Below are 24,982 nucleotides of genomic sequence, written 5' to 3' on the forward strand. Positions count from 1 at the left end.
TTAACAATTGCGCTGGTTAAGCTCCGCTATCGACCCCGTGAATCCGTTCATGCGCAGAGGGAGCGCCCCTATCGTGTCAACCGTGCGCCTAGCTAGCAGCCCATTGGCCTTGGACATCGCAACAATCGACCGCTTTCTGGCCCACAGCCACAGGCGGCGCTATCCCACCCGTACCGACGTCTTCCGACCCGGTGACCCGGCTGGCACCCTGTATTACGTCATCAGCGGCTCGGTTTCGATCATGGCCGAGGAGGAGGAGGACCGTGAGCTGGTGCTGGGCTATTTCGGCGCTGGCGAGTTCGTCGGCGAGATGGGCCTGTTCGTGGAGTCGGACCGCCGCGAGGTGATCCTGCGCACCCGGACTGCCTGTGAGCTGGCCGAAATCAGCTACGAGCGGCTGCATCAACTGTTCCTCGGCCCGCTGTCGGCTGATGCCCCGCGCCTGCTGTACGCGCTGGGCCAGCAGATCTCCAAGCGCCTGCTGGACACCAGCCGCAAGGCCAGCCGTCTGGCCTTCCTGGATGTCACCGACCGTATCGTGCGCACCCTGCACGATCTGGCGCAGGAGCCGGAGTCGATGACTCACCCGCAGGGCAGCCAGCTGCGCGTCTCACGCCAGGAACTGGCCCGTCTGGTCGGCTGCTCGCGCGAAATGGCCGGCCGGGTGTTGAAGAAGCTGCAGACCGACGGCCTGCTGCACGCCCGCGGCAAGACCGTGGTGCTGTACGGCACCCGTTGATCGACAGATGTCCGCCGGGCATGGCCCGGCGCTACCCCAAGGTCTCCACCACGGTAGCGCCGGGTCATGCCCGGCGGGTCGTCGTACGTGCGACACGCCATCGCATGTCGCGCACACCCGCATCCGCTAGGCTCGATCCATGGAGCTGAGCAGCGAATTCTGGTGGTTCATCCTCATCGGCCTCGGCGCACAGCTGGTCGATGGCGCGCTGGGCATGGCATTCGGACTGGTTTCTTCATCAGTGCTGCTCAGCATGGGGCTGCCTCCCGCACAGGTCAGCGCCAGCGTGCATACCGCTGAAGTGTTCACCACCGGGGCCTCCGGTGTGTCGCATCTGGTCGCCGGCAATGTCGACAAACGCCTGTTCTTCCGCCTCGCCCTGCCCGGCGCACTGGGCGGTGCACTCGGCGCGTACGTGCTGACACAGGTCCCTGGCGACCTGATCCGCCCGCTGATCTACCTGTACCTGCTGGTGCTGGCCATCATCATCCTGGCCCGCGCGGCCGGCCGCTGGATGCCCAAGGGCGAGATCCGCCGGGTGCCGGTGCTGGGTTTCTTCGCCGGCCTGCTCGATGCCAGCGGCGGCGGCGGCTGGGGCCCGGTGGCCACCTCCACCCTGCTGGCCCGCGGCGGTCAGGCCAGGACCACGATCGGCACCGTCAACGCGGCCGAGTTCGTGGTCACCTTGACCATTTCGGCCACGTTCCTGCTGTCGATGGGCATGCAGCACCTGCAGATCGTCGCCGGCCTGCTGATCGGCGGCATGATGGCCGCGCCGGTGGCGGCGGTGCTGGTGAAGCGGGTGAAGGAACGCTGGGTACTGGTCGCAGTGGGCGTGCTGGTGCTGGGCATCAGCCTGTTCCAGGTGGGCCATGCGCTGTTCGGGTATCTGTACCGCTGAGCGCTCGCCGGGCATGGCCCGGCGCTACCCGCGTGGGATGCGGTAGTGCCGGCCGCTGGCCGGCAACCTCATGGCCTGCGGAAGCGCGTGCACGGTTGCCGGCCAGCGCCCGGCACTACCGGATCCTTGCCCCACGCCCGGCGGGCAGGCGGGATCGATTACGCCTTGTCGCCGCCCCGGTCCACGCAACCCCAGTTGAGGATGCGGGTGCCGGCCGGCAGCACGCGACGGAAGAATTCCACCTTGGCAGGCTTCGGATTGACCACCACCGGCGCTTTCGCCGCAAGCAGCAGCGGCAGGTCGGCAGTGCTGTCTGAGTAGGCGATATCGATGTCGCCGTAGCCGCGCTCGCGCAGCATGCGCATCTTCTCTTCGTTGTGGCAGTGACGGGTCGGCCCTACCCCGCCCAGACGCGGCCCCACTTCGGTGCCGATCACCGGCACGTCCTGGTGGGCGACGAAGGCCAGGATCGCGCGGGCAAGCTCCGGCGGTGCGCCGGTGGCCACCACCACGCGATCGCCCTTGGCACGGTGCGCGGCGAACACCTCCAGCGCCTGCGGCAGCAGCTTGGCGCGCATCTGCGCCTCGTTGCGCAGCACGTAGGCATCGATCACCTTGTTGAACTCGCGGGCGCGATGCAGGCCGAAGCTGCCGATCCAGACGTAGACCGAAATGCCGGCACGGCGGGTCGGCAGCATCGCTACCATCGGCCCGGCAATCGGAGTGACCAGCAACGCCGCCAGCATCCGCAGCGGGTTGCGCTTGATCAGCGAGGCGAACAGGTGGGTACCCGAATCGCCGTCATACAGGGTGTGGTCGAAGTCGAAGACCACCAGCGGCGCATCCTCGCGCGGCGTTGGATAGTACGTTTTCATGCTGCGAAGAATAGCTGACGCAGACCCTCGCCCGGCTCTTCCACGCGCATGAAGGCCTCGCCGACCAGGAACGAGTGGATGCCGGCATCGCGCATCAGCGCCACATCCTGCGGGCCGAGAATGCCACTCTCGGTGACCAGCAGGCGGTCGCGCGGCACGGCCAGGCGCATGTCCAGGGTGGTCTGCAGCGACACCTCGAAGGTGCGCAGGTTGCGGTTGTTGATGCCGATCATCGGCGCCGGCACCTGCAGCGCACGCTCCAGCTCGTCGATGTCGTGCACTTCCACCAGCACATCCATGCCCAGCGACATCGCCAGTTCGGACAGCGTGGCCAGCTGCGTATCGTCCAGCGCGGCGACGATCAGCAGGATGCAGTCGGCGCCGAGCACGCGCGCCTCGACCACCTGGTAGGCGTCGATCACGAAGTCCTTGCGCAGCACCGGCAGCGTGCAGGCTTCGCGCGCCTGCTGCAGGTAGGCATCGGCCCCCTGGAAGAAATCGACATCGGTCAGCACCGACAGGCAGCTGGCGCCGCCGAACTCGTAGCTGACCGCGATGTCGGCCGGGCGGAAGTCGGGGCGGATCACGCCCTTGGACGGGCTGGCCTTCTTCACTTCGGCAATCACCGCTGGATCGCCATTGGCGACGGCGGCCTGCAGCGCGCGCACGAAGCCGCGCACCGGTGGCGCCTCGGCCAGCGCCGCCTGCAGCTCCTCAAGCGGGCGCTGGGCGCGGCGCTGGGCTACTTCTTCGGCCTTGCGGGCCAGGATCGTCTGCAGGATATCGCTCATCGTCGTCGGGTCGGTGCTGGGGCGGTGAGGACGACCATTATCGGCCATCGGGTGGGTCAGGCTGAACCGCGCGCTCAGGCAACCAGCGCGCGGGTGGTATCGACATACTGCTGCAGGCGGGCACGGGCGCTGCCATCGGCGATGACCGCGCGGGCGCGGGCCAGGCCGTCGCCGATATCGCTGGCCACGCCGGCCACGTACAACGCCGCGCCCGCATTCAGGGCGACGATGTCCAGTGCCGGGCCCGGCTCGTTGTCGAGCACCGCACGCAGCATGGCGATGGACTGTTCCGGGCCGTCCACGCGCAGGTTGCGGCTGGCCGACATGGCGATGCCGAAGTCTTCCGGGTGGATCTCGTACTCGCGCACCTTGCCGTCGCGCAGCTCACCCACCAGGGTGCCCGCGCCCAGCGAGATCTCGTCCATGTTGTCGCGGCCCCACACCACCATCGCGCGCTCGGCGCCCAGTTCGCGCAGCACGCGCGCCTGGATGCCCACCAGATCGGGGTGGAACACGCCCATCAGCACCGACGGCGCATTGGCCGGGTTGGTCAGCGGACCGAGGATGTTGAAGATGGTGCGCACCCCCATCTCGCGACGCACCGGCGCCACCACCTTCATCGACGGGTGGTGGATCGGCGCGAACATGAAGCCGATGCCGGTCTGTTCGATGGCCGCGGCCACCTGCGCAGGCTGCAGCTCGATCGCCGCGCCCAGTGCTTCGACCGCATCGGCACTGCCCGACTTGGACGACACGCTGCGGTTGCCGTGCTTGGCCACGCGCGCGCCGGCGGCAGCGGCAACGAACATCGCGCAGGTGGAGATGTTGAAGGTATGCGAGCCATCGCCACCGGTGCCGACGATGTCGACCAGGTGGGTGGTATCGGCGACCGGCACGGCCAGCGCGAATTCGCGCATCACCGTTGCGGCGGCGGCGATCTCGTCGATGGTTTCCTTCTTCACGCGCAGGCCGGTGAGGATGGCGGCGGTCATCATCGGCGAGACGTCGCCGCGCATGATCTGCCGCATCAGGTCGACCATTTCGTCGAAGAAGATTTCGCGATGCTCGATGGTGCGTTGCAGGGCTTCCTGGGGGGAGAAGCTCATCGGAATACTCCTTGGATCAGGCAGCCGGGCGCTGCAGGAAATTTCGCAGCAGGGCGTGGCCGTGTTCGGTGAGGATCGATTCGGGATGGAACTGCACGCCCTCGACCGGGAACTGGCGGTGGCGCAGGCCCATGATCTCTTCGATCGAGCCATCCTCGTTCTCGGTCCACGCAGTCACTTCCAGCGCATCGGGCAGGCTGTTCTTGTCCACCACCAGCGAGTGGTAGCGGGTGGCTTGGTAACCGTCCGGCAGGCCGGCGAACACGCCCTTGCCTTCGTGCCGGATCGGCGAGGTCTTGCCGTGCATGATGTTGCCGGCACGGATGACCGTACCGCCATAGACCTGGCCGATACCCTGGTGGCCCAGGCACACGCCGAGGATCGGCGTGGTCGGCCCCAGGCGCTGGATCAGCTCCAGCGACACGCCCGCTTCGTTGGGCGTGCACGGGCCGGGCGAGATGACGATGCGCTCGGGCTTCTGCGCGGCGATCTCGTCCACGCTCATCGCATCGTTGCGCACCACCTTCACCTCGGCACCCAGCGTCTGCAGGTACTGCACGAGGTTGTAGGTGAAGCTGTCGTAGTTGTCGATCATCCACAACATGGTCAGGTTCCGTCGCTTATCAGGAAAATGGCGTACACGTTTTCGGTGTAGGTGATGGGGCCGGCTTCGATGGATTCGGGCAGGCGCGAGCCCGTGGTCTCAATGCTGTTCATCGGCGCCTCGGGCGAGGGCGGCGAAGGCGGCGTCACCAGATCGTCGCTGCTGGGCCAGCTGCCCGCTTGGATTCCGTAGGCGAAGTTCGGCGCCACATCGGAAATGCTGTACAGACCGCGCAACTGGGTGCCGTAGGCCTTGGCCAGGCCCTGCGCGGACTCGCGGGTCTTGGCTGCGGCCTCGCCCTTGAGTTCACGGCGCAGCGCCACCTCGCCCGAGTACGTCGGGGCCAGGCTGCTGACCTGTACGTTCTCGTTGGCCTTCAGCGCCCCCAGCACATCCTGCATCGCCTTCACGCTGGCGAAGCTGGCGCGCAGCTGGCGTGACACGCGGGTACCGATGAAGACCTGCCGGCTCTGCTCATAGCGCGTGGCGGGGCCGATGCGCAGGTTGTCCGCGCGCACGCTGCCCTCCACCGCTTTGTGCTGCTTGAACAGCGCCAGCACGCGTGCGACGTTGTCCTGCACGCGGCGACGCGCGGCATCGGCATCCATATCGGTCTCTTCGATGTTCAACTGCAGGCCGAACCGGTCCGGCATCACCGTGCGGGTACCCTGCCCCTTCACCAGCAGGTGCGGCTGCGAGGGAATGGTGTTGGCCTGCGCCCACGCAGACGGGGCCATCGTGGCTAGCAGCGACGACCACAGCAGAACGCTCAGCAGCTTCATGCGGTACTCCTTGTCTTGAATGGAAACAGCGAAGGGTGCTGCGGCTCAGGCCACAGCACAGGGAAACTCACAGGCCCTTGGCGGCCTGGGCGACGGCGCGGAACAGCGCGCGGCCCTTGTTCATCGTCTCGTCCCATTCCTTGTCCGGGTCGGAGTCGTAGACGATGCCGGCGCCGGCCTGCACGTACAGGCGGCCATCCTTGATCACCGCAGTGCGGATCGCGATCGCGGTATCGGCATCGCCGTGCCAGCCGATGTAGCCGATGCTGCCGGCGTAGACATTGCGCTTGATCGGTTCCAGCTCGCGGATCACTTCCAGCGCGCGGATCTTCGGCGCGCCGCTGACCGTACCGGCCGGGAAGGTGGCGCGCAGCACGTCGGCATAGCTCAGGCCCGGCTGCAGCTGCCCGGTCACTTCGCTGACGATGTGCATGACATGGCTGTAGCGTTCGATCACGAACTGCTCGCCCACTTCGACGGTGCCGGCCTTGGACACGCGGCCGGCGTCATTGCGGCCCAGGTCGATCAGCATCAGGTGCTCGGCGCGTTCCTTCGGATCGGCCAGCAGCTCGACCTCCAGCGCCTGGTCCAGCTCCGGCGTGGCGCCGCGCGGACGGGTACCGGCGATCGGGCGCACGGTCACTTCACCGTCCTGCAGGCGCACCAGGATTTCCGGCGAGGAGCCGACCACCTGCAGATCGCCGACATCGAGGAAATACATATACGGCGACGGGTTCAGTGCACGCAGCGCGCGATACACATCCACCGGGCGCGCCTTGAACGGCACGCTCAGGCGCTGGCTGAGCACCACCTGGAAGATGTCGCCGGCACGGATGTATTCCTTGCTGCGCTGGACCGCGTCGACGAAGCCCTCGCGGGTGAAACCGGAAACGAAATCGGACTCGTCCAGCACGTCGCTGGTCAGCGGTGCCGGATAGCCTGCACCCGGCGCACGCAGTTTGGCGGTCAGTGCATCCAGGCGGGCCTGGGCCTGCTCGAAGGCGCCTTCGACACGCGGGTCGGCATGCACGATCAGGTACAGCCGGCCCTTCAAGTTGTCGAACACTGCCAGCTCATCGGAGTGCAGCAGCAGGATGTCCGGGGTGCCCAGTTCGTCACGGCCGGCCGGCGAGGCCAGGCGCGGCTCGATGTAGCCGATGCATTCGAAGCCGAACCAGCCGACCAGGCCACCTGTGAAGCCCGGCAAGCCTTCCAGCTTGGGCACCGAGTGGGCGCTGCGCAGCGCCTCGACCTCGGCGAACGGGTCGGCCACCTCACGGGTTTCCACCACATCGCCGTGCTCGCGTACGGTCAGGGTGAGGCCGTGGAAGGCGTACACGCGGCGTGCCGGCAGGCCGATGATCGAGTAACGACCAAAGCGCTCGCCGCCTTCGACGGATTCAAACAGGTAGGTATTGGGGCCGTCGGCGAGCTTCAGATAGACCGAAAGCGGCGTGTCCAGGTCGGACAGCACTTCGCGGACAACGGGAATATGGGTGTGGCCTTCAGCGGCCTGCTGCTGAAACTGAGCGTGCGAGATCAAGACGACTTTCCTTCCGGGACACAGCGTTATGGGGACGGACGACGGCAACAGGCCACCATCGCCACCAACGGCGTGCGGAAGAAAGGGTATGCGGGGTCGTCAGGCTGGACACCCAATGACTGTATCGCAGCTTTGGCCGCAGGGAAACCCTTTGGCGACGGGCGGCTTGTCTTCGCCCTAGCCCATCCGCCGCGCCTGTTCCTGGGTCTCCTGCACCTGCTGCTGGGCCAGCGACACCCCCTGCGCCTGCTCGCGATTGGCATTGATCGCGTCGATCTGGGCGGTGCTCGCGCTGAGCGGCTGGGCCATGCCCGCCGCCACATCAACGTGGGCATGGCGGCGGTGCGCGGCGTTCAGGTCGGGCGTATCCACCGCGAAGGCGCGGCTGTGATCGTCGCTGAGCACCACGTGGGAAATGGACTCCAGCCCCTCGCGCTTGGCCTGCACGGCCAGTGCACCGGCGAGCTGATCGCTCTGCACGTTCGGCACGCGGTTGTGGGCGGCATCCAGAGCGTGCACGCCGGTCTGTGCGCCATTGAACAACCGGTAATCGGTGTGGCCAGGGTCGTTGATGCCGGGCCCACGCGCAGCCGGTTCTGCCGCCACGCCGGCGCGACGGCCATCCTCCGGATGCTGTATGCGCTGGTGCTGCTCGACCAGCTTGCGGGCGGCGGCTTCCTGCTTGATCAGTTCCGAATCCAGGCTGGGGATGACGGTCGGATCCATGCCATGGCGGGCGGTGGCCTCGCTGAAGGCCGGCATCATGCCGCGGATGACACGTTCGGACCTGTCGAGGTTGTGCAGCTTCATTGCGTCCAACGGCAGGTTGCCGGTCGGCACGTGGGTCGCGGCGGCAGCCCCCATGCCCACCGCGGCACCACCCAGCGTGGACAGGGTGATCGGCGCCTTGGCGGTGATGCCCTTCACTTGCGACGCCACCAGGTCATAGCCACGATCGACATGGGCGCCGGCGGTGGCGAATCCGTTCTGCAGCTTGCCGGCCACCCATTGGCCGTCGTGGCTGATGGCAGCGGCCACGCGTTCACCCGCTGCGCGTGTGCCTGCGGCGTCGGCGACGGCCTGTTTCGTCGCGTGCTGCGCATGCTGCTCACCGTGGTCACGGGCAGCGTCGGCCTGCTTGGCAAGCCGGCCGGCGACGTTGTCCGCGCCCACCCGGTCAGCCACCCACGACAGGGCGGACAGGCCATGGGAGCGGGTCTGCGATTCGACGCGGTGCAGGGTGGCTTCGATGCTGCCGGTCAGTTCACGCCCCGAAGCAATCACCGTACTGGTCGCCCGGGTGCTCACCTGCAGGCTGGTGGACCCCATGTTCACCACCTGGCCGATGACCATGCCTTCGGTCTTCAGTACGCGCTCGACACCATCGCCCACCTTGTCCAGCGCATGGGCAGTGGCGGCGCCGGCCCGTTCAACCTGCTCGCCGGCCAGGCGACCGCCGCGCATGCCGTACGCCGTGGCGTGCAGCACGGAGGACAGCGGGCCCGCCAGCTCCGCCACCTGGCTGGGCGGCGCCACATGCGGGCGATCGACGAGTGCCCCGTGCGCGTCGCGGGTCTTGGGCTCAAGCAACAGTTCGAGGCGCCCTGCCGCGAGCGGAATATCGCGCAGCGCCTGCTGACCCGGCTGGCTCGCCAGTTGTTCGATGAACTGTGCAGCGGAGGTCTGCGCGCCCGGAGGCAGCATCTCGCGCAGCTTTTCGCCGACGACCTTCTGCATGGCCGGATCCTTCAGCACCATGCCCAGTTCGTTGGCAAGCACACCGTAGCCACGACGCTGATGCTCGCTCAGGCGGTGCATGCCGTTCTGCACATCGTTCAGCACCTCACCGGTGGTCTGATAGGTGTGCACGGACTGCTGCGTGTCGAAGGTCGGCAGGCCGTTATCCTTGGCATAACGCGCCGGGGTTGCCGGATGCAGGCCGGCGGCGTTGAACGTGGTGGCACGTGCGCCGGTGACTGCGGACGCGGCGGAAGCCATGCCTCCACCGAGGGAGTGACCGGCGATTTCGAAGCCGCCTGGCAGGCGCCTGTTCATGGCTACGGCAAGTTCCATCGCGCGATCGTAATAGTCGCTGCGCATGCCGATGCCCTGCTGACCGTTGTTGAGGAAATCCTCGCCGCCGGATTCACGTTTTCCATTGGGCGCCAGAGGGTCAAGAATCTCACCCGTAGATCCCTTGTAGACCACGACAGGTTTCGCATCCTCACCGAAGACGCGCTTGTCGGGGATGTAGATCTCGGCGCGGAATCCGGACTCAGGCGGCTGCAGGAGGTTCCGGATCGCATCGTCAGTCAGGTCGATCCCAGCCGCGCGCAACGCGACGGGATCCGAACTTGCACGCGTCCACCCCATAGGCGGCTCGCCAGCATGCTTCGCTGACTGATACACGTCGGAGGCGAGTCCAGACATCTCACGTGCGTGGTATGTCTCCTGCAAGCGATCTGCATCTTCGTTGTGGCCGCTTGCGCGCAACTGCTCCACAAGCTCGCGCTGTTCCTGGACTGCGCGTGCCCGCGCGTCAATGTCGTGATCCTTCATGGCAAGCTCCATCCACCTTGAGGGGACATGCCCCCGCGACACATATCGATTATCAGATCCGTTTGCTAATGTCACGTCTCGAGCACCGTTGCGGAATCAACATGCCCATTCATGTTTTTGAAAGTGTGAAACGGATGTTCCCGATAGTGGTCTGCGCCATCTTTCTGATGGTAAGCGGATGCGCCCTTTCGTCGAGCCATGGCGCCGAACAGTACTTCGACGGAAAAAACCTTGAGCTTGCGATAGCAACCGAGCATGGCGATTCGGACACCGTTCGGCACCTGATAAAGGACGAAGGAGTCGATCCGGACAAGGTCTTCGCTGGTGATGCTGGAATCCCCCTGGTGGCGTGGCCTCTTCGGGCGAAAAATCTTGATGGGCTACGCGCTCTCCTGGACAACGGCGCAGATCCGAATGCACGCGCATACAAGACGGTGGATGGACGCAGGCTTGGTTACAACAATGCGATGGTCTACGCGGCAAAGATGGACGACCCTCGCTTCCTTGAGCTGCTGCTGAAGCACGGCGGAGACCCCAACACGCGCAATTCGGCGAATGAAACCCTGCTGTTTCAAGCTTTCGTCAGTGGAAACCAGTGGAAGAACATCCAGGTACTCATTGAGAACGGAGCCAACATCAACGAATCGAACCGGGGCCTGGAGGATGACACCGTTCTGAGTTGGTACACGGGAAGAGGCGGATTTGACTACGCCTACTGGTTGCTGGAGCACGGCGCAGACCCCACGATCCCCGAGCATGTAGCGGAAAGTTCGGGAAAGTCTGCTCGGCAATTGATGGTCGAAGAGATCTACTGGGAGATCACCACGCCGGACAACCTGCCGTGGCAGAAGAAATGCCAGCAGTGGCTGATCGAACGCAACATTCCCCGCCCGCCGATGCCCGAACACATCCGCAGGAAGCGTGAAGCCTTCAAATTCCCGAGCAAGGAAGAAGACATTCCGCTGCTGTAAGGAGATCAGACATGGACGTTCACCTCCGACGCTTCTTTGTGCATTACGCCCTTCTGGCAGCAGCGCTGCTCCTGCTTTCGGGCTGCACGCCACAGTCAACGCATGGTGCCAGCGGTTACTTCAAGGGAAGGGCACTTGAGCTGGCCGTTGCCAGCGAGCAAGGGGATGCCGAGACGATCACGCACCTGATAAAGGACGAAGGAGTCGATCCGGACAAGATCTTCGCTCGTGATGCTGGAATCCCCCTGGTGGCGTGGCCTCTTCGGGCGAAGAATCTTGATGGGCTACGCGCCCTCCTGGACAACGGCGCAGATCCAAATGCCCGCGCCTACAAGGTCGTGGATGGCCGCAGACTTGGCTACAACAACGCCATGGTCTATGCCGCAAAGCTGGACGACCCGCGATACCTGCAATTGCTGCTTCAGCACGGTGGAGACCCCAACACGCGGAACTCAGCGGGCGAAACGTTGCTGTTTCAAGCCTTCATTGCGGGCAATCAGTGGGAAAACGTGAAACTGCTGATTGAGAATGGAGCGAACATCAATGAATCCAATCGCGGCACCGCCGACACAGTACTGAGCTGGTACACCACCCGGGGTGGATTCGAGCATGCCTATTGGCTGCTGGAACACGGGGCAGACCCTACGGTACTGCTGAAATCCTCCGTCGGCGCCCCCGACAGAATGCTGATCGCCGAGCACATCTTCTGGGGCATCACTACACCCGATCTTCTACCATGGCAGAGGAAGTGCCAGCAGTGGCTCGTCACGCGCGACATCCCTCGTCCCCCGATGCCGAAAGGCATCCGCGACAAACGTGAAGCCTTCGGCTTCCCCACGAAAGAAGAAGATATTCCGCTGCCGTAATTCCTGTATCAGCGGCCGGAAAGCAGCACACATTCCTCCGGCAGGTGCATCCGCACCCTGCCCGGCACGCATTCGATGCGGAAGCTGCGTGCCTGCACCGGTTCGCCGTCCAGGTTCAAGGTCAGCGGCTGCGGTGCGTCGATCTGCAGCCACGGCAGCTGCGCGCGCGTGGCGACGCGTTCCAGCGCCGCTTCCTTGCCGCCGGTCAGCATCTGCCCAAGAGTAGCGGCGACTTCACCGTCCAGTTCCGGCACCACGGTGACGTCCAGCAGACCGTCGTCGATCAGTGCCTGCGGGCACAGCTGCTGACCACCACCGGCCTGGCGGCCGTTGCCGATACCCAGCGCGATGAACCCACCTTCCCACTGGAAATCCGGCCCGCTCAGGCGCGCGGTGATCGGTTCGATGCGCCCGAGCTTGGCGATGCCGGTGATGACATACGCCAGACCGCCGAGCATCTTCTTCAAGCCCGCATCGGTTTCCACCGTGACCTGGGTACCGAAGCCGCCGCTGGCGAGGTTGGCGCACCACCATGGCTTGCCGTCGGCATCGACACGCAGCAGGTCCATCGGACGCGGCGTGCCGCCGGCAATCAGTGCGAAGGCCTCCTGCGGCTCCACCGGAATACCGGCAGCGGTAGCGAAATCGTTGGCGGTGCCCATCGGCACCAACGCCAGCGACGGCAGCGCCCCAGCCGGCTCGTCACGATGCGCCAGCGTCTCGGCCACCGCGCTCAGCGTGCCGTCGCCACCGGCCGCCACGATCACGTCCACGCCGTGGTCGATGGCCTCGGCCACGTAGCGCTCGGCGTCACCGTCTTCCCAGGTCACCCGCACTTCCAGCTGCACGCCACGGTCGCGCCAGTGGCCCACGGCCTCGCGCAGGTCGTCGTTGCCTGCGGACTTGCCGTTGAGGATCAGGCGCCAGCGCGGTGTGCTCATGCGGTACATCCAGGGAAAGGCGGCACAGGCTAGCAATCGCGCGTTCGGGGCCAGTGAAAGACGCTGGCAACCGTTCAGGTCAGATGGTTGGGCTCGCCAATGCGGGATGTCATGCAGGTGTCATCGGCGGCCCGGAGAATGGAAGGCCATAGCAGGGACGACGGATGGAGGCAGGATCAGCCTCCCACGCATGCAGCAAGGCCACGCCGGTGTTTGGCGTGGCCTTTTTTTTGCCTGCCAGGCGCATCCACGCATGGCGTGGATCTACTGTGCCCACGCACCGTCTTCAGTAGATCCACGCCATGCGTGGATGCATTCCGCCTCAACCGTTGGCGAAATCGTGCAGCGCCTCGCCTTCCAGGCGGTACACCGTCCACTCGTCCTGCGGCTTGGCGCCGGCTGCGGTGTAGAAGTCGATGGCCGGCGTGTTCCAGTCCAGCACCGACCACTCGAAGCGCCCGCACCCTTCAGCCACCGCCTGGCGGGCGATGTACTTCAGCAGCGCCTTGCCCGCACCGGAACCACGCTTTTCCGGGCTCACGTACAGGTCTTCGAGGTAGATGCCCTTGCGGCCCAGCCAGGTGGAATAGTTGTAGAAATACACCGCGTAGCCGATGGCTTCGCCGTTCGCCTCGCAGATCAGCGCGCGGGCGGTGGCGTCGGCGCCGAACAGGCTTTCAGCGATGCCGATTTCATCGGTCTGCACCGAATGCTCGGCCTTCTCGTAGATCGCCAGTTCGCGGATGAAGCGCAGGATCAGGCCGGCGTCGGCGACGGTGGCCGGGCGGATGTTCAACACGGCCACCGTGCTCATGGCTCAGCCCCGTGCCGCAGCGACGTTGGCGCGCATCTGCGCGATCACGTCCTGGTAGCTGGTCTTGGCGTTGAAGATGGCCGAGCCGGCAACAAAGGTGTCGGCACCGGCGGCAGCGATCTCACCGATGTTGTCGGCCTTCACGCCACCGTCGATCTCCAGGCGGATGTCACGGCCGCTGGCGTCGATCTTCTTGCGCACCACGCGCAGCTTGTCCAATGCCGACGGAATGAACGCCTGGCCGCCGAAGCCCGGGTTGACCGACATCAGCAGCACCAGGTCGAGGTCGTCCAGCACCCAGTCGAGGATATCCACCGGGGTGGCCGGGTTCAGCACGATGCCCGGCTTGCAGCCCAGCGAGCGGATCAGCTGGATGGTGCGGTGCACGTGGCGGCTGGCCTCCGGGTGGAAGCTGATGTAGGTGGCGCCGGCCTCGGCGAAGTCCGGGATGATGCGGTCCACCGGTTCGACCATCAGGTGCACGTCGATCGGCGCGGTGACGCCGTGCTTGCGCAGCGCCTGGCAGACCATCGGGCCGATGGTCAGGTTCGGCACGTAGTGGTTGTCCATCACGTCGAAATGGACCCAATCGGCGCCAGCGGCCAGGACGTTGTCGACTTCTTCGCCCAGGCGGGCGAAGTTGGCCGAGAGGATGGAAGGAGCGATGAGGCAGTTGGACATGGCCGGGGCCTTCGGAACGGGGAAAGGGGTCTCCCGCCCGCAGGCGGGACTGTGGGGTCAGCGCTTGCGCAGGGTCTTGATGCGGTCGTAGGCGGCGTTGATGCGCCGCGACTTCTGCTCGGCCTGCTGCTGCAGCTCGGGGGCGGCGCCGCCCAGCTTGTCGGGGTGGTACTGGGAGATCAGCTTGCGGTAGGCGCGCTCGACCTCGGCATCGGTGGCCTCGGAGGTCAGCCCCAGCTCGCGGTAGGGGTTCTCCTTGTTCAGGCGGAACCAGTCGCTGTCAAAGGCATGTCCCAGCAACAGGCCTACCACCGCGCCGAACAGCGGATTGGGCCGGAACAACAGGGCCCCGGCGATGAAACCGAGCAGTTTTCCGTACCAGCGCATGGCGCTCCGGGGTCGGCCGACGAAATGGACGCTCATTTTACGTCACAGCGGGCCCGGACCGCTTTACACTAGGCCGCCCGCTGGTCAGCGGGCCCGCCGGGTCCGTTGGGCAGCCGTATCGACGAAGCCCCAGGAGTGCCCGTGCCAACCACGCTGTTGCAATCCGATCTCCCCGGCCTGCCCTTGCGCCACCGCGGCAAGGTGCGTGATGTGTTCGATATCCCGCGCGAGCGGCTGCCGGCCGGTACCCCGCCGGGGGACTACCTGTTGATGGTCGCCACCGATCGCCTGTCGGCGTTCGACGTGGTCCTGCCCGACCCGATCCCGGGCAAGGGCGAGATGCTCTGCCAGGTGTCCAACTTCTGGTTCGCCAAGACCGCGCACCTGATGCCCAACCACCTGACCGGCATCGACGTGGCCAGCGTGCTGCCCGAGGGCGTGGACGCGGCCCTGTACGCCAAGCGCGCGGTGGTCACCCGCAAGCTGAAGCCGGTACCGGTGGAAGCGATCGCCCGCGGTTACCTGATCGGCAGCGGCTGGAAGGACTACCAGCGCACCGGCAAGGTCAGCGGCATCGACCTGCCCGACGGCCTGCGCCAGGCCGAGCAGCTGCCCGAGCCGATCTTCACCCCCTCGACCAAGGCCGCCGTGGGTGACCATGACGAGAACATCGACTTCGACGCGATGGTGAAGACGGTCGGTGCGGAGATGGCCGAGCGCGTGCGCGACGCCACGCTGCGCATCTACAAGTTCGCGGCCGATTACGCACGCGAGCACGGCATCATCCTGGCCGACACCAAGTTCGAGTTTGGTACCGACGCCGATGGCCGCCTGTACATCATGGACGAGATGCTGACGCCGGATTCCTCGCGCTACTGGCCGGCCGACGAGTACGAAGTGGGCACCAGCCCGCCGAGCTACGACAAGCAGTTCGTGCGTGACTACCTGGAGACGCTGGACTGGGGCAAGACCGCCCCGGGCCCGAGCATCCCGGCCGAGATCATCGAGCGCACCCGCGCCAAGTACGCCGAGGCGCTGCAGCGCCTGGCCGGAATCAGCGTCGACTGATTCCCCTGCGCCCCCGGCCGGCCTGGCTGGGGGCGTTCTGAATGCGGTGGTGCCGGCCGCTGGCCGGCAACCTCGGCGGACCTGCAGCCAGGCATGGCCTGGCTCTACTGTCGGCCCCGGCCGGGGTATGCTGGCCGCATGCAGACCACCACCCAGCTTGCGCGTCCGATCGACCGCTACTTCGCCAGCTACTCCGACGATCACCGCAATGTGGTCAACCAACGCATCCACGTGGTGGCGGTGCCGGCGATCCTGTGGTCGGTGGTGGCCCTGCTGTGGTGCGTGCCGCCGCTGATCACCTGGTTCCAGTACGGCATCTGGTCGGCGTTCGCGATGTTCAGCGCCTGGTGCTTCTACAACAGGCTGTCGCGCCCGCTGGGCATCGGCATGCTCATCCAGTTCTTCGTGTTCGGCTGCCTGTGCCGGCTGCTGGAAGCGGAAATCGGCCTGCACAATCTGTTCTGGCTGGCGATCGGCGTCTTCGTCGTCGCCTGGATCGCGCAGTTCATCGGCCACAAGTTCGAAGGCCGCAAGCCCAGCTTCCTGACCGACCTGACCTACCTGCTGATCGGCCCGGCCTGGGTGATGGCCAAGGCCTATCGCAAGCTCGACTGGCGCTACTGACCGGCGTCACCGCATCGACGCCTTCGTTTCCTGAACGGGCAGATGCCATCACCCACACTGCACGGCGCGCCTGCCAGCCTGCCGTGGTGACCTCCTCTCCCAGCCCCGCCCGACGGCGGCGGTCCCTGTGCGACAGGGGCTGCGGTCTCCCTGCGTGGGCGTAGGGTGGACCCGTCAGCCAGGTCCTGACGGGGCATCCACGCGGCATGCTGCATCGCAGAAAAAATGAATCAGCGCACGTTACATGCAATTGATCGCTGTTCAATGGGTTTCGGCGACATTTGGCAGCCTGTTATGCTCCCTGACCTGCTCGTGAATCATGGATTCCCTGCATGCTCCCCAGCCTGCCCCTGCTGCTGGCCCTGCCGTTCCTCATGGCAGTGGCTGTCGCAGCCTTCCCCCGTAGTTCGCGCTCGACTGCTGCCTGGCTGGCGGCGCTGGCGCCGTTGGGCGGGCTGGCGATCCTCGCCTGGCTGACCCCATCGGTGCTCGACGGCCAGGTGGTGCGGACGATGGTTCCGTGGCTGCCGCAGATCGGCCTGGACTTCACCCTGCGCCTGGATGGTCTGGCCTGGATGTTCGCCGGGCTGGTGCTGGGCATCGGTGCGCTGGTGGTGCTGTATGCGCGCTACTACCTGAGCCCGCAGGACAGCGCGCACCGCTTCTATACCTACCTGTTGCTGTTCATGGGCGCCATGCTGGGCATGGTGCTGTCGGGCAACCTGTTGCTGCTGATGATCTTCTGGGAAATGACCAGCATCAGCTCGTTCCTGCTGATCGGTTTCTGGTCGCATCGCCAGGACGCCCGCGAGGGCGCGCGGATGGCGCTGGTGATCACCGGCGGCGGCGGCCTGGCCCTGCTGGCCGGCGTGCTGCTGATCGGCCGCATCGTCGGCAGCTTCGACCTGGACGTGGTGCTGGCCGCCGGTGAGCAGATCCGCGCCAGCGCGCTGTACCCCTATGCGTTGTTCCTGGTGCTGGCGGGCATCTTCACCAAGAGCGCCCAGTTCCCGTTCCACTTCTGGCTGCCGCACGCGATGGCCGCGCCCACCCCGGTGTCGGCCTACCTGCACTCGGCCACCATGGTGAAGGCCGGCGTGTTCCTGCTGGCGCGCCTGCATCCGGCATTGGCCGGCAGCGATCTGTTCTTCTACACGGTCAGCGGCATCGGTGCGCTCACCCTGCTGATCGGTGCCTGGAACGCGATCTTCCAGCATGACCTGAAAGGCTTGCTGGCCTATTCGACGATCTCGCACCTGGGCCTGATCACCCTGCTGTTCGGCCTGTCCACGCCGATGGCGGTGGTCGCCGGCGTGTTCCACATCCTCAACCACGCGACCTTCAAGGCGTCGCTGTTCATGGCCGCCGGCATCATCGACCACGAGACCGGTACCCGTGACATGCGCAAGCTCGGTGGCCTGCGCAGGCTGATGCCGTTCACCAGCGCGCTGGCGATCATCGCCTCGCTGGCGATGGCCGGCATCCCGCTGCTCAATGGCTTCCTGTCCAAGGAAATGCTGTTCGCCGAAGCGCTCTCGGCCGGTGGCACCGACACCATGCGCACGGCGGTGTCGATCGCCGCGCTGCTGGCCGGTGTGTTCGGCGTGGCCTACAGCCTGCGCTTCGTGCACGACACCTTCTTCGGCAAGGGCCCGCATGGCCTGGACCGTGTGCCACACGAGCCGCCGCGCTGGATGAAGGTGCCGGTGGAGATCCTGGTGGTGATCTGCGTGGCGGTGGGTATCGCCCCGGCACTGACGGTGGCGCCGGTACTGCACGCGGCGGCGGCCTCGATCCTCGGCAGCGCGATGCCCGAGTACAACCTGTCGATCTGGCATGGCTTCAACCTGCCGCTGGCGATGAGCGCCGCGGGCGTGGTCGGTGGCGTGGCCCTCTACTTCGGCCTGCGCAAGCTGATCGACCTGCATGGGGTAACCAACACCACGCCGGGGCGCAACGTCTTCCACCACCAGCTGGACCTGCTGTCGGCCGGTGCGCAGCGGTTGACCGCCGGCATCGCCAACGGCAGCCTGCAGCGCATGCTGCTGGGCTTGGTGCTGGTGGCGATCGTGGTCGCCGCTGCGCCCTACATCGCCAACCCGGCCTCGCCGGAATGGACCAGACCGCAGCCCATCCCGCTGCTGGGCTGGGCACTGTGGCTGGTGATGATGTCCTGCGCGGTGGCGACGCTGCGCATGTACAAGCAGCGCCTGCTGGCGGTGCTGCTGGTCGGCGGTGTCGGCCTGATGGTGGCGCTGACCTTCGTGTTCCTGTCCGCACCGGACCTGGCACTGACCCAGCTGCTGGTGGAGATGGTGACCTTGGTGCTGATGCTGCTGGGCATGAACTACCTGCCCGCACAGTCGGGCCCGGAGCGGCCGCGCTGGCGCAAGCGCCGTGATGCGCTGATCGCGATCGTGGCCGGTGCCGGCCTCGGCGCGCTGGCCTACAGCGCGATGACGCTGCCGCCGAACACCATGGCCGGCGAACTGCTTGCCCGCGCACTGCCCGAGGCGTACGGCCAGAACGTGGTCAACGTGATCCTGGTCGACTTCCGCGGTTTCGATACCTTCGGTGAGATCACCGTGTTCGGCATTGCCGCACTGGTCGTGCATGCGCTGCTGCGGCGTACGCGGATGGCGCCGGAGCAGATCATGCCCGGCCCGCCGATCAAGCTGCCGGTGCCGGCCGATCTGGCCCAGATCATGTTCCCGCTGACCCTGACGGTCTCCATCTTCCTGTTCCTGCGCGGCCACAACGCGCCGGGCGGGGGCTTCATCGCCGGCCTGGTGCTGGCGGTGCCACTGCTGATCCAGTACGTGATCCAGGGCACCGCGTCGGTGGAATCGCGCTTCGGCTTCGACTACATCCGCTGCATCGGTACCGGCCTGCTGATCGCCATCCTCAGTGGTGGCGCCTCGATGCTGTTCGGCGTGCCGTTCCTGACCAGTGGCCACCTGGACCTGCACCTGCCGTTGATCGGTGATGTACCGCTGGCCAGCGCGATTGGTTTTGATATCGGCGTGTACCTGGTGGTGTTCGGTGGCGCGATGCTGATGCTGTCGATGATGGCCACCGTCAAACCCTCGCGGACGCGCACCGCGCGCAAGGGCGAGATCGACCTGCAACGCCGCTCGGCACGAACGGGGGAGATGCACTGATGGAACTGGCCCTGGCCTCTGCGATCGGCGTGCTGACCGCCATCGGCATCTACCTGCTGCTGCGCGCGCGCAGCTTCGATGTGATCCTCGGAATGACCTTCCTGTCCTACGCCACCAACCTGCTGATCTTCGCCGGTGGCCGCGTGGTGCAGGGCAAGGCGCCGGTGCTGCAGGAAGGCGTGGAGAGCCACCTCGGCAACTACACCGATCCGCTGCCGCAGGCGCTGGTATTGACCGCGATCGTGATCGCCTTTGCGATGACCGCCGTCAGCATCGTGCTGGCCATGCGCAGCCGCAGCGACAACCACAGTGACCATGTGGACGCACACGAGCCGGACGACGATGCACCGCCGCGCCGTGGCGAGGACCGCGCATGAATCATCTGGTGATCCTGCCGATCCTGGTTCCGCTGCTCGGCGCTGCGCTGTCGCTGTTCGTTGAACACCGCCGCTATGGGCCGAAGGTACAGCGTGCCGTGGCGTGGACCTCGCTGGGCGCGCTGGCGGTGGTGGTCGGCCTGTTGTTCGCCGACACCGCCGGTGGCGACATCCGCGTGTACCTGCTGGGCGACTGGCCGTCGCGGCTGGGCATCGCGCTGGTCGCCGACCAGCTGTCCGCATGGATGCTGCTGACCACCCTGCTGCTGGCCATTCCCTGCCTGCTGCATGCGTGTTCGGGGTGGGACCGGCGCGCACCGCACTTCCATGCGCTGTTCCAGTTCCAGCTGGTGGGCCTCAACGGCGCCTTCCTGACCGGCGACATCTTCAACCTGTTCGTGTTCTTCGAGGTGATGCTGATCGCCTCCTACGGCCTGCTGCTCAGTGGCGGCCGCGGCCTGCGCATGCGCATCGGCCTGCACTACGTGGTGTTCAACGTCACCGCCTCGACCCTGTTCCTGATCGCACTGGGCCTGCTGTACGCCTCGCTGGGGTCCTTGAACATGGCCGAGCTGTCGCAGCGCATTGCCGAGGTGCCGCCGGCGCAGCTGACCCTGGTGAAGGCGACGATGGGCCTGTTGCTGCTGGTGTTCTGTGCCAAGGCCGCGCTGATGCCGCTGTACCTGTGGCTGCCCGAATCGTATGCGCGTGCACCGGCGGCGGTAGCGGCGCTGTTCGCGATCATGACCAAGGTGGGCCTGTATGCCGTGCTGCGCATCCAGATGCTGTGGTTCGGCGAGGATGCGGGTGCGATGGCCGGCTACGGCCGCGACTGGCTGCTGTGGGCCGGCGTAGCGACGCTGGTGCTGGGCGGCCTGGGCGCATTGGCCGCAGCGCGCCTGCGCGTGCTGATTTCGTATCTGGTGATCGTCTCGGCAGCGACGCTGTTCATCGCCTTCTCTGTCGGCACACCGAAGGTGCTGTCTGCCGGCCTGTACTATCTGCCGCACAGCAGCTTCGTCGCCGCCGCACTGTTCCTGGTCGCCGACCTGATCCGACGCCGCCGTGGCGGCGCCAGCGACCGCAAGGAAGTGATCGCGCCGATGCCCGGCAAGGAGACGCCCGCCGTGCTGTTCCTGATTGCGGCGGTGTCGGTGGCCGGTCTGCCGCCACTGTCAGGCTTCCTGGCCAAGGCCGCGCTGTTGGCCGGTATGCCCGCGCAGTACACCGGCGCGGTGTGGACGGCAGTGCTGGTCAGCAGCCTGCTGGTCATCATGGGCCTGACCCGCGGTGGCATCCGCCTGTTCTGGCGCGTGCCGTTGCCTGATCCCGATGCACCGCCACCGCGCAAGGCACCGCTGCGCCGTGTCGAGCTGTTTGCCGCCTGCATCCTGCTGGCCTACGGCATCGGCATGACGCTGTTCGCTGCGCCGCTGATGCAGCACACCGACGCCATCGCCACCCAGCTGCTGCAGCCGGGCGACTACGTGCAGCAGTTGCGCGCGACCACGCCGGAGATCCGCCAGCCATGACCGCCAAGCGTTCCCCGATCCGCCGCCTGCTGCCCTCGCCCGCGCTGAGCGTGATGGTGGTGGTGTTCTGGCTGCTGATGTCCGACAGCTTCACGCTCGGCCAGTTCCTGCTGGGCCTGCTGCTGGGCGTGGTGATTCCGCTGTTCGCTGCGCGCCTGGACCGCGAGTTCGCCCGCATCGGCACCCTGCGGCCGCTGCCGAAGCTGTTGTTCGTGACCCTGTGGGACATCCTGATGTCCAACATCCGCGTGGCCATCCAGGTGCTGGGCCCGGAAAAGAACATCCACCCCGGTTTCATCTGGCTGCCGCTGGACATCGCCAACATCCACGGCATCGCCGCGCTGACCAGCATGATCACGCTGACTCCCGGCACGGTGTCGGCCGCGCTCAGCGACGACCGCAAGTTCCTGCTGGTGCACGTGCTGCACCTGGAAGACCCGCAGGACCTGATCGACACGATCAAGCGCCGTTATGAAGCCCCATTGATGGAGATCTTCCCATGACTGGATTCCAGATCATCCAGACCACCCTGGTGGTATGCATGCACGTGGTCGGCCTGGCCATGCTGCTGGCCACCTGGCGCCTGCTGCGCGGGCCGACCGTGCCCGACCGCATCCTGGCACTGGATACGCTGTCGGTGACTGCCATCGCCGAACTGATGCTGTTCGGCATGTACCTCAATTCGGCGATCTACTTCGAGGCGGCGCTGATCATCGCCATGCTCGGCTTCGGCAGCACGGTGGTGCTGAGCAAGTTCGTGCTGCGCCGGGACATCGTCGAATGATCACCTTCATCCAGATCGCGCTGTCGATCCTGCTGCTGTTCGGCTGCTTCTTCATCCTGGTCGGCGCGCTGGGGCTGGTGAAGCTGTCCACCTTCTTCAAGCGCCTGCACGCACCGACCAAGGCCAGCACGCTGGGCGTGGGCTGCGTGCTGGTGTGCTCGGTGTGTTACCACATCTTCCTGGGCCAGGACCCGCAGCCGCGCGAGCTGCTGATCACCGTGTTCCTGTTCATCACCGCACCGATCAGCGCGCACCTGATGGCCAAGGCGGCGTTGTCGCTGCTGATGGAAACGCGCCCCAGCCTGCCGGGCAACGAGCGTGCGGAAGAAGAACAGCTGCCGCCGCCGGAACCGGAGCGGGAAGAGGAAACCACCGCGCGTTGACGGTGGGTGCCGACCGTTGGTCGGCACTACCCCGGATCAACGCCAGTAGAGCCAGGCCATGCCTGGCTGCGAGTTCGCCGAGGTTGCCGGCCAGCGGCCGGCACTACCTCAGGCCGCGCTGACCAGCGCGATTTCCAATCCCAGCCAGGCCACGAACGCGCCCAGCAGCACCGCACCTTCGATGCGGCTGATGCGCAGGTCGCCGCGCAGCATCGGGTACAGCACCAGGGCGAACGCCAGAAGCGCCGGCAGTTCCAGGCGCACGAACGAAGCCGGCAGCGCCAGCGGCTGCAGCAGCCCCATCGCACCGATCACCAGCATCAGGTTGACCACGCTGGAACCGAGCACGTGGCCCAGCACCATGTCGCCGTGACCACGGCGCGCCGCCGCGACGGCGGCTGCCACCTCCGGCAACGCGGTGCCGATCGCCACCGGCAACAGACCGACCAGCAGCGGCGTCCAGCCCAGCACAGCACCCAAATCAGCGGCAGCACCGACCACCAGGCGCGCGCCCCAATACAGCGCCACGGCGGCAATCAACACGCGCAGCACGTTCAACGGCAGGCTGGTGCGGCTCAGTGCCGACTCGGCGATGATCGCCTGTACCTCGGCGCTCTCATGGCGCCCGCGTCGCAGCAGCAGGAACTGCACCACCACGAACCCGGCCACCAGCACGCCAGCCTCCCAGCGCAGCAGGCGGCCATCGAGCCCGAACACGATCAGCAGCAGGCCCGCGGCCAGCAACGCCCACCACAGCACCGTCTGCAGGCGGGCACGCAACAACAGCGGCGCGGCAATGGCAGCCATTGCCAGGGTCAGGCCAAGGTTGACCACGCTGCTGCCGACGGCGTTGCCCAAGGCCAGCTCCGGCTGGCCCATCACCAGTGCGCGGGCGTTGACCGCCAGCTCCGGCAGCGAAGTAGTGATGCCCAGCAACAGCAGGCCGGCGGTGAATGCGCTGGCACCGAAGCGCTGCGCCAGGCCGGAAACGGCTTTGACGATGGAGTCCCCGCCCAGGGCCAGCAACAGCAGGCCGAGCAGGAACCAGGCAATGGCAATGGCGATCATCGAGCACTCCCCAGCGGTCGTGGCGCGATTCTACGCTCGGCCCACCCGCTGCGGGTGAGCCGAGAAGGGTGGATCAGCCGCAGCCTTCGGCGTAGTCCACCTGCGGGGTCCTGCCGACCCGCCAGGCGCCGACCTTGCCGTCAGCGCCGAGGGCGAAATCGATGATCGCCGCGCCCTCCTGCGCCGGGCGCACGCGCAGGTGCTGGGCCTTGTCGTCGTACTTGTCCGGGCCAACGTCGGCGCGCTCGGGATAGAGCACCTGCAGCTCGCCGAGAGTCATGCCGACGCGGCCGCCACCGGGGGCGACGATGGACGGGCTGCGTACGTCGTAGCGGACCAGCTTGCGCGCCTCGAACATCAGGCGCGGGTCTTCGGCGTCCTGCGGGCGCAGGAAGTAGCAGCCTTCATTGGCATCGTCGGCAGGCAGCGGCTTGCCGGCGGCATCGGTACCCAGGCCCTGCAACGGCGTGCCGAAACCACTGCGGACCTCGGCGATGCCGGCGCCCAGCGTGGCACCGCCGAAGCCATCCAGGCGTGCCGGGCTGTCGCGGCGCGGGTCCACCGGCGAAGCGGTGGCCAGATCGGCGTCGGCGGGGACGGAGGCATCCTTCGCCGGTGTGGCGGCGGCGGCAGGTGCGTCCGCCGCGGCAGTTTCGGGACTACGGTTGCAGGCGGCCAGCGACAACAACAGCAGGCCGGCGATCGGGAGGTGCTTCATCGGTGCGGATCCTTGGCACAGGGTGGGTGCACGCTACCCCAGCGCGCGTGCAGGCGCTGCATTGTCATCGCGGTTTCATCGCCCTCATTCAGGCTGGGCAAGCACCGACTTGGCTGTCCTCCCCATGCAACCGCGCAAGACCGACCTCGCCCGAACCGCGCTGCAGGCCCACCGCGCGCCGCTGGACATGCGCCAGCGACGGCTGCTGATCCTGTGCGATGGCCAGCGCAGCATCGCCGAGCTGACCGCACTGCTGGGGCAGGACGCGGCAGCGATGGTGATCCAGCTGATCCAGGCCGGATATCTGGTGACCGGCGCGGACGCCGCCGTTTCCACGCAACCTGCGCCGAGTGTGGCTGCTGCCACTCTGGCGCCGTCAGCCGCCGCAGCGTCCGCCGCGCCAGTGGAGCGACGCCGCTCGCTGGTCGCCGCGCGCATCTATGTGCTGGGAATCCTGGAGATGCAGCGGCATCCCAACGCAGCGGCGTTGTTCCGCGACCTGCAGCAGGCGCGCGCGGAAGGCGAGGTCCTGCGGGTGATGCAATCGGCGCTGCAGGTGCTGCCGGCGCTGACCTCGGAAGGCTACTGCCAGCGCGTGCGGCAGCGGCTGATGGAGGCGCTGCCGGTGGAGCATTGCGGCGCGTTCGCGGCCATCGCCTGATCCGGCGAACAGCATCCACGCATGGCGTGGATCTACTGCATCACGA

Annotated in this window: 26 protein-coding genes; 13 read left to right on the plus strand and 13 right to left on the minus strand. The window is 66.5% G+C overall.

From position 1 onward, the window contains the following. Positions 1-49: 49 nt before the first annotated feature. Positions 50-739, plus strand: a complete 690-nt coding sequence (gene crp, locus QP457_RS19795) for a cAMP-activated global transcriptional regulator CRP (RefSeq protein WP_089238148.1) — start codon at positions 50-52, stop codon at positions 737-739. Positions 740-878: 139 nt separating this feature from the next. After that, the gene (locus QP457_RS19800) at positions 879-1,640 is read left to right on the plus strand and encodes a sulfite exporter TauE/SafE family protein (protein ID WP_180165232.1); all 762 of its coding nucleotides are present in this window, start codon (positions 879-881) and stop codon (positions 1,638-1,640) included. 158 nt (positions 1,641-1,798) lie between these two features. On the opposite strand, the gene QP457_RS19805 is transcribed toward QP457_RS19800, so the two are convergent. The 7 genes from QP457_RS19805 to QP457_RS19835 all read right to left on the minus strand — a co-directional run bounded on the left by QP457_RS19805 (position 1,799) and on the right by QP457_RS19835 (position 9,975). Then, positions 1,799-2,515: a haloacid dehalogenase-like hydrolase gene (locus QP457_RS19805; RefSeq protein WP_099819691.1), complete on the minus strand. Its 717-nt coding sequence runs from the start codon at positions 2,513-2,515 to the stop codon at positions 1,799-1,801. After that, a complete protein-coding gene (gene trpC, locus QP457_RS19810; RefSeq protein ID WP_205405210.1) occupies positions 2,512-3,306 on the minus strand; it encodes an indole-3-glycerol phosphate synthase TrpC in 795 nt (264 codons plus the stop codon). Before trpC ends, QP457_RS19805 begins: the two co-directional genes overlap by 4 nt. Positions 3,307-3,380: 74 nt before the next feature. Next, positions 3,381-4,412, minus strand: coding sequence for an anthranilate phosphoribosyltransferase (gene trpD, locus QP457_RS19815; protein WP_089237368.1), 1,032 nt, complete (start codon positions 4,410-4,412; stop codon positions 3,381-3,383). Between the two features lie 16 nt (positions 4,413-4,428). Further along, positions 4,429-5,016, minus strand: a complete 588-nt coding sequence (locus QP457_RS19820) for an aminodeoxychorismate/anthranilate synthase component II (RefSeq protein ID WP_088101793.1) — start codon at positions 5,014-5,016, stop codon at positions 4,429-4,431. A gap of 2 nt (positions 5,017-5,018) precedes the next feature. Beyond that, on the minus strand, positions 5,019-5,798 hold the full coding sequence (locus QP457_RS19825; protein WP_205405211.1) for an SIMPL domain-containing protein: 780 nt from the start codon (positions 5,796-5,798) through the stop codon (positions 5,019-5,021). 67 nt (positions 5,799-5,865) lie between these two features. Further along, complete coding sequence (gene trpE, locus QP457_RS19830) at positions 5,866-7,341, minus strand: anthranilate synthase component I (RefSeq protein WP_180165224.1); 1,476 nt, start codon at positions 7,339-7,341, stop codon at positions 5,866-5,868. Between the two features lie 177 nt (positions 7,342-7,518). Beyond that, on the minus strand, positions 7,519-9,975 hold the full coding sequence (locus QP457_RS19835) for an XVIPCD domain-containing protein (RefSeq protein ID WP_286040886.1): 2,457 nt from the start codon (positions 9,973-9,975) through the stop codon (positions 7,519-7,521). 26 nt (positions 9,976-10,001) lie between these two features. On the opposite strand from QP457_RS19835, the gene QP457_RS19840 reads away from it, so the two are divergent. Both QP457_RS19840 and QP457_RS19845 read left to right on the plus strand, forming a co-directional pair. Then, on the plus strand, positions 10,002-10,871 hold the full coding sequence (locus QP457_RS19840; protein ID WP_240196536.1) for an ankyrin repeat domain-containing protein: 870 nt from the start codon (positions 10,002-10,004) through the stop codon (positions 10,869-10,871). A gap of 11 nt (positions 10,872-10,882) precedes the next feature. Beyond that, a complete protein-coding gene (locus QP457_RS19845) occupies positions 10,883-11,737 on the plus strand; it encodes an ankyrin repeat domain-containing protein (protein WP_205405213.1) in 855 nt (284 codons plus the stop codon). A gap of 8 nt (positions 11,738-11,745) precedes the next feature. Here the strand turns inward: QP457_RS19845 and yegS are convergent, their stop codons facing one another. The 4 genes from yegS to QP457_RS19865 all read right to left on the minus strand — a co-directional run bounded on the left by yegS (position 11,746) and on the right by QP457_RS19865 (position 14,560). Then, positions 11,746-12,678, minus strand: coding sequence for a lipid kinase YegS (gene yegS / locus QP457_RS19850; RefSeq protein WP_205405214.1), 933 nt, complete (start codon positions 12,676-12,678; stop codon positions 11,746-11,748). Between the two features lie 322 nt (positions 12,679-13,000). Next, a complete protein-coding gene (locus QP457_RS19855; protein ID WP_089238150.1) occupies positions 13,001-13,483 on the minus strand; it encodes a GNAT family N-acetyltransferase in 483 nt (160 codons plus the stop codon). 12 nt (positions 13,484-13,495) lie between these two features. Next, a complete protein-coding gene (rpe, locus tag QP457_RS19860; RefSeq protein WP_180165218.1) occupies positions 13,496-14,173 on the minus strand; it encodes a ribulose-phosphate 3-epimerase in 678 nt (225 codons plus the stop codon). Positions 14,174-14,230: 57 nt separating this feature from the next. Continuing rightward, positions 14,231-14,560 carry a DnaJ domain-containing protein gene (locus QP457_RS19865; RefSeq protein ID WP_025874605.1) on the minus strand — a complete coding sequence of 110 codons (330 nt, stop codon included), beginning with the start codon at positions 14,558-14,560 and terminating at the stop codon, positions 14,231-14,233. A gap of 141 nt (positions 14,561-14,701) precedes the next feature. Between QP457_RS19865 and QP457_RS19870 the strand changes: the two genes are divergently transcribed. The 8 genes from QP457_RS19870 to QP457_RS19905 all read left to right on the plus strand — a co-directional run bounded on the left by QP457_RS19870 (position 14,702) and on the right by QP457_RS19905 (position 22,489). Next, positions 14,702-15,628, plus strand: coding sequence for a phosphoribosylaminoimidazolesuccinocarboxamide synthase (locus QP457_RS19870; protein WP_049467558.1), 927 nt, complete (start codon positions 14,702-14,704; stop codon positions 15,626-15,628). Between the two features lie 138 nt (positions 15,629-15,766). Next, complete coding sequence (locus QP457_RS19875) at positions 15,767-16,252, plus strand: Mpo1-like protein (RefSeq protein WP_205405215.1); 486 nt, start codon at positions 15,767-15,769, stop codon at positions 16,250-16,252. Positions 16,253-16,584: 332 nt separating this feature from the next. Then, positions 16,585-19,413: a monovalent cation/H+ antiporter subunit A gene (locus tag QP457_RS19880; RefSeq protein ID WP_205405216.1), complete on the plus strand. Its 2,829-nt coding sequence runs from the start codon at positions 16,585-16,587 to the stop codon at positions 19,411-19,413. Next, positions 19,413-19,790 (plus strand): Na+/H+ antiporter subunit C, encoded by a 378-nt coding sequence (locus QP457_RS19885; RefSeq protein WP_025874601.1) that lies wholly within the window; start codon positions 19,413-19,415, stop codon positions 19,788-19,790. Before QP457_RS19880 ends, QP457_RS19885 begins: the two co-directional genes overlap by 1 nt. Next, on the plus strand, positions 19,787-21,322 hold the full coding sequence (locus QP457_RS19890; RefSeq protein WP_089237390.1) for a monovalent cation/H+ antiporter subunit D: 1,536 nt from the start codon (positions 19,787-19,789) through the stop codon (positions 21,320-21,322). The genes QP457_RS19885 and QP457_RS19890 overlap by 4 nt, the downstream gene beginning before the upstream one ends. Then, the gene (locus QP457_RS19895; RefSeq protein ID WP_089237392.1) at positions 21,319-21,825 is read left to right on the plus strand and encodes a Na+/H+ antiporter subunit E; all 507 of its coding nucleotides are present in this window, start codon (positions 21,319-21,321) and stop codon (positions 21,823-21,825) included. The genes QP457_RS19890 and QP457_RS19895 overlap by 4 nt, the downstream gene beginning before the upstream one ends. Next, positions 21,822-22,106 (plus strand): K+/H+ antiporter subunit F, encoded by a 285-nt coding sequence (locus tag QP457_RS19900; RefSeq protein WP_025874598.1) that lies wholly within the window; start codon positions 21,822-21,824, stop codon positions 22,104-22,106. The genes QP457_RS19895 and QP457_RS19900 overlap by 4 nt, the downstream gene beginning before the upstream one ends. After that, the gene (locus QP457_RS19905) at positions 22,103-22,489 is read left to right on the plus strand and encodes a Na+/H+ antiporter subunit G (protein ID WP_205405217.1); all 387 of its coding nucleotides are present in this window, start codon (positions 22,103-22,105) and stop codon (positions 22,487-22,489) included. The genes QP457_RS19900 and QP457_RS19905 overlap by 4 nt, the downstream gene beginning before the upstream one ends. A 108-nt stretch (positions 22,490-22,597) precedes the next feature. Here QP457_RS19905 and QP457_RS19910 read toward each other — a convergent pair whose 3' ends face one another. Both QP457_RS19910 and QP457_RS19915 read right to left on the minus strand, forming a co-directional pair. After that, positions 22,598-23,557 carry a sodium:calcium antiporter gene (locus QP457_RS19910; protein WP_205405218.1) on the minus strand — a complete coding sequence of 320 codons (960 nt, stop codon included), beginning with the start codon at positions 23,555-23,557 and terminating at the stop codon, positions 22,598-22,600. Between the two features lie 73 nt (positions 23,558-23,630). Then, positions 23,631-24,275: a hypothetical protein gene (locus tag QP457_RS19915; protein WP_205405219.1), complete on the minus strand. Its 645-nt coding sequence runs from the start codon at positions 24,273-24,275 to the stop codon at positions 23,631-23,633. A 124-nt stretch (positions 24,276-24,399) separates the two neighbouring features. Between QP457_RS19915 and QP457_RS19920 the strand changes: the two genes are divergently transcribed. Beyond that, positions 24,400-24,936, plus strand: a complete 537-nt coding sequence (locus tag QP457_RS19920; RefSeq protein WP_180165208.1) for a hypothetical protein — start codon at positions 24,400-24,402, stop codon at positions 24,934-24,936. Positions 24,937-24,982 lie beyond the last annotated feature (46 nt).

It is taken from the genome of Stenotrophomonas sp. As-7 (genome assembly GCF_030291015.1).
In the GTDB taxonomy this organism is placed as follows: Bacteria; Pseudomonadota; Gammaproteobacteria; order Xanthomonadales; family Xanthomonadaceae; genus Stenotrophomonas; species Stenotrophomonas lactitubi.

Excerpts from the sequence above, each read along its gene's own strand:
- crp (WP_089238148.1), top strand. The coding sequence starts at position 50 with ATGCGCAGAGGGAGCGCCCCTATCGTGTCAACCGTGCGCCTAGCTAGC.
- QP457_RS19800 (WP_180165232.1), top strand. The coding sequence starts at position 879 with ATGGAGCTGAGCAGCGAATTCTGGTGGTTCATCCTCATCGGCCTCGGC.
- QP457_RS19805 (WP_099819691.1), bottom strand. The coding sequence starts at position 2,515 with ATGAAAACGTACTATCCAACGCCGCGCGAGGATGCGCCGCTGGTGGTC.
- trpC (WP_205405210.1), bottom strand. The coding sequence starts at position 3,306 with ATGAGCGATATCCTGCAGACGATCCTGGCCCGCAAGGCCGAAGAAGTA.
- trpD (WP_089237368.1), bottom strand. The coding sequence starts at position 4,412 with ATGAGCTTCTCCCCCCAGGAAGCCCTGCAACGCACCATCGAGCATCGC.
- QP457_RS19820 (WP_088101793.1), bottom strand. The coding sequence starts at position 5,016 with ATGTTGTGGATGATCGACAACTACGACAGCTTCACCTACAACCTCGTG.
- QP457_RS19825 (WP_205405211.1), bottom strand. The coding sequence starts at position 5,798 with ATGAAGCTGCTGAGCGTTCTGCTGTGGTCGTCGCTGCTAGCCACGATG.
- QP457_RS19840 (WP_240196536.1), top strand. The coding sequence starts at position 10,002 with ATGCCCATTCATGTTTTTGAAAGTGTGAAACGGATGTTCCCGATAGTG.
- QP457_RS19845 (WP_205405213.1), top strand. The coding sequence starts at position 10,883 with ATGGACGTTCACCTCCGACGCTTCTTTGTGCATTACGCCCTTCTGGCA.
- yegS (WP_205405214.1), bottom strand. The coding sequence starts at position 12,678 with ATGAGCACACCGCGCTGGCGCCTGATCCTCAACGGCAAGTCCGCAGGC.
- rpe (WP_180165218.1), bottom strand. The coding sequence starts at position 14,173 with ATGTCCAACTGCCTCATCGCTCCTTCCATCCTCTCGGCCAACTTCGCC.
- QP457_RS19865 (WP_025874605.1), bottom strand. The coding sequence starts at position 14,560 with ATGCGCTGGTACGGAAAACTGCTCGGTTTCATCGCCGGGGCCCTGTTG.
- QP457_RS19875 (WP_205405215.1), top strand. The coding sequence starts at position 15,767 with ATGCAGACCACCACCCAGCTTGCGCGTCCGATCGACCGCTACTTCGCC.
- QP457_RS19880 (WP_205405216.1), top strand. The coding sequence starts at position 16,585 with ATGCTCCCCAGCCTGCCCCTGCTGCTGGCCCTGCCGTTCCTCATGGCA.
- QP457_RS19885 (WP_025874601.1), top strand. The coding sequence starts at position 19,413 with ATGGAACTGGCCCTGGCCTCTGCGATCGGCGTGCTGACCGCCATCGGC.
- QP457_RS19890 (WP_089237390.1), top strand. The coding sequence starts at position 19,787 with ATGAATCATCTGGTGATCCTGCCGATCCTGGTTCCGCTGCTCGGCGCT.
- QP457_RS19895 (WP_089237392.1), top strand. The coding sequence starts at position 21,319 with ATGACCGCCAAGCGTTCCCCGATCCGCCGCCTGCTGCCCTCGCCCGCG.
- QP457_RS19900 (WP_025874598.1), top strand. The coding sequence starts at position 21,822 with ATGACTGGATTCCAGATCATCCAGACCACCCTGGTGGTATGCATGCAC.
- QP457_RS19905 (WP_205405217.1), top strand. The coding sequence starts at position 22,103 with ATGATCACCTTCATCCAGATCGCGCTGTCGATCCTGCTGCTGTTCGGC.
- QP457_RS19910 (WP_205405218.1), bottom strand. The coding sequence starts at position 23,557 with ATGATCGCCATTGCCATTGCCTGGTTCCTGCTCGGCCTGCTGTTGCTG.
- QP457_RS19915 (WP_205405219.1), bottom strand. The coding sequence starts at position 24,275 with ATGAAGCACCTCCCGATCGCCGGCCTGCTGTTGTTGTCGCTGGCCGCC.
- QP457_RS19920 (WP_180165208.1), top strand. The coding sequence starts at position 24,400 with ATGCAACCGCGCAAGACCGACCTCGCCCGAACCGCGCTGCAGGCCCAC.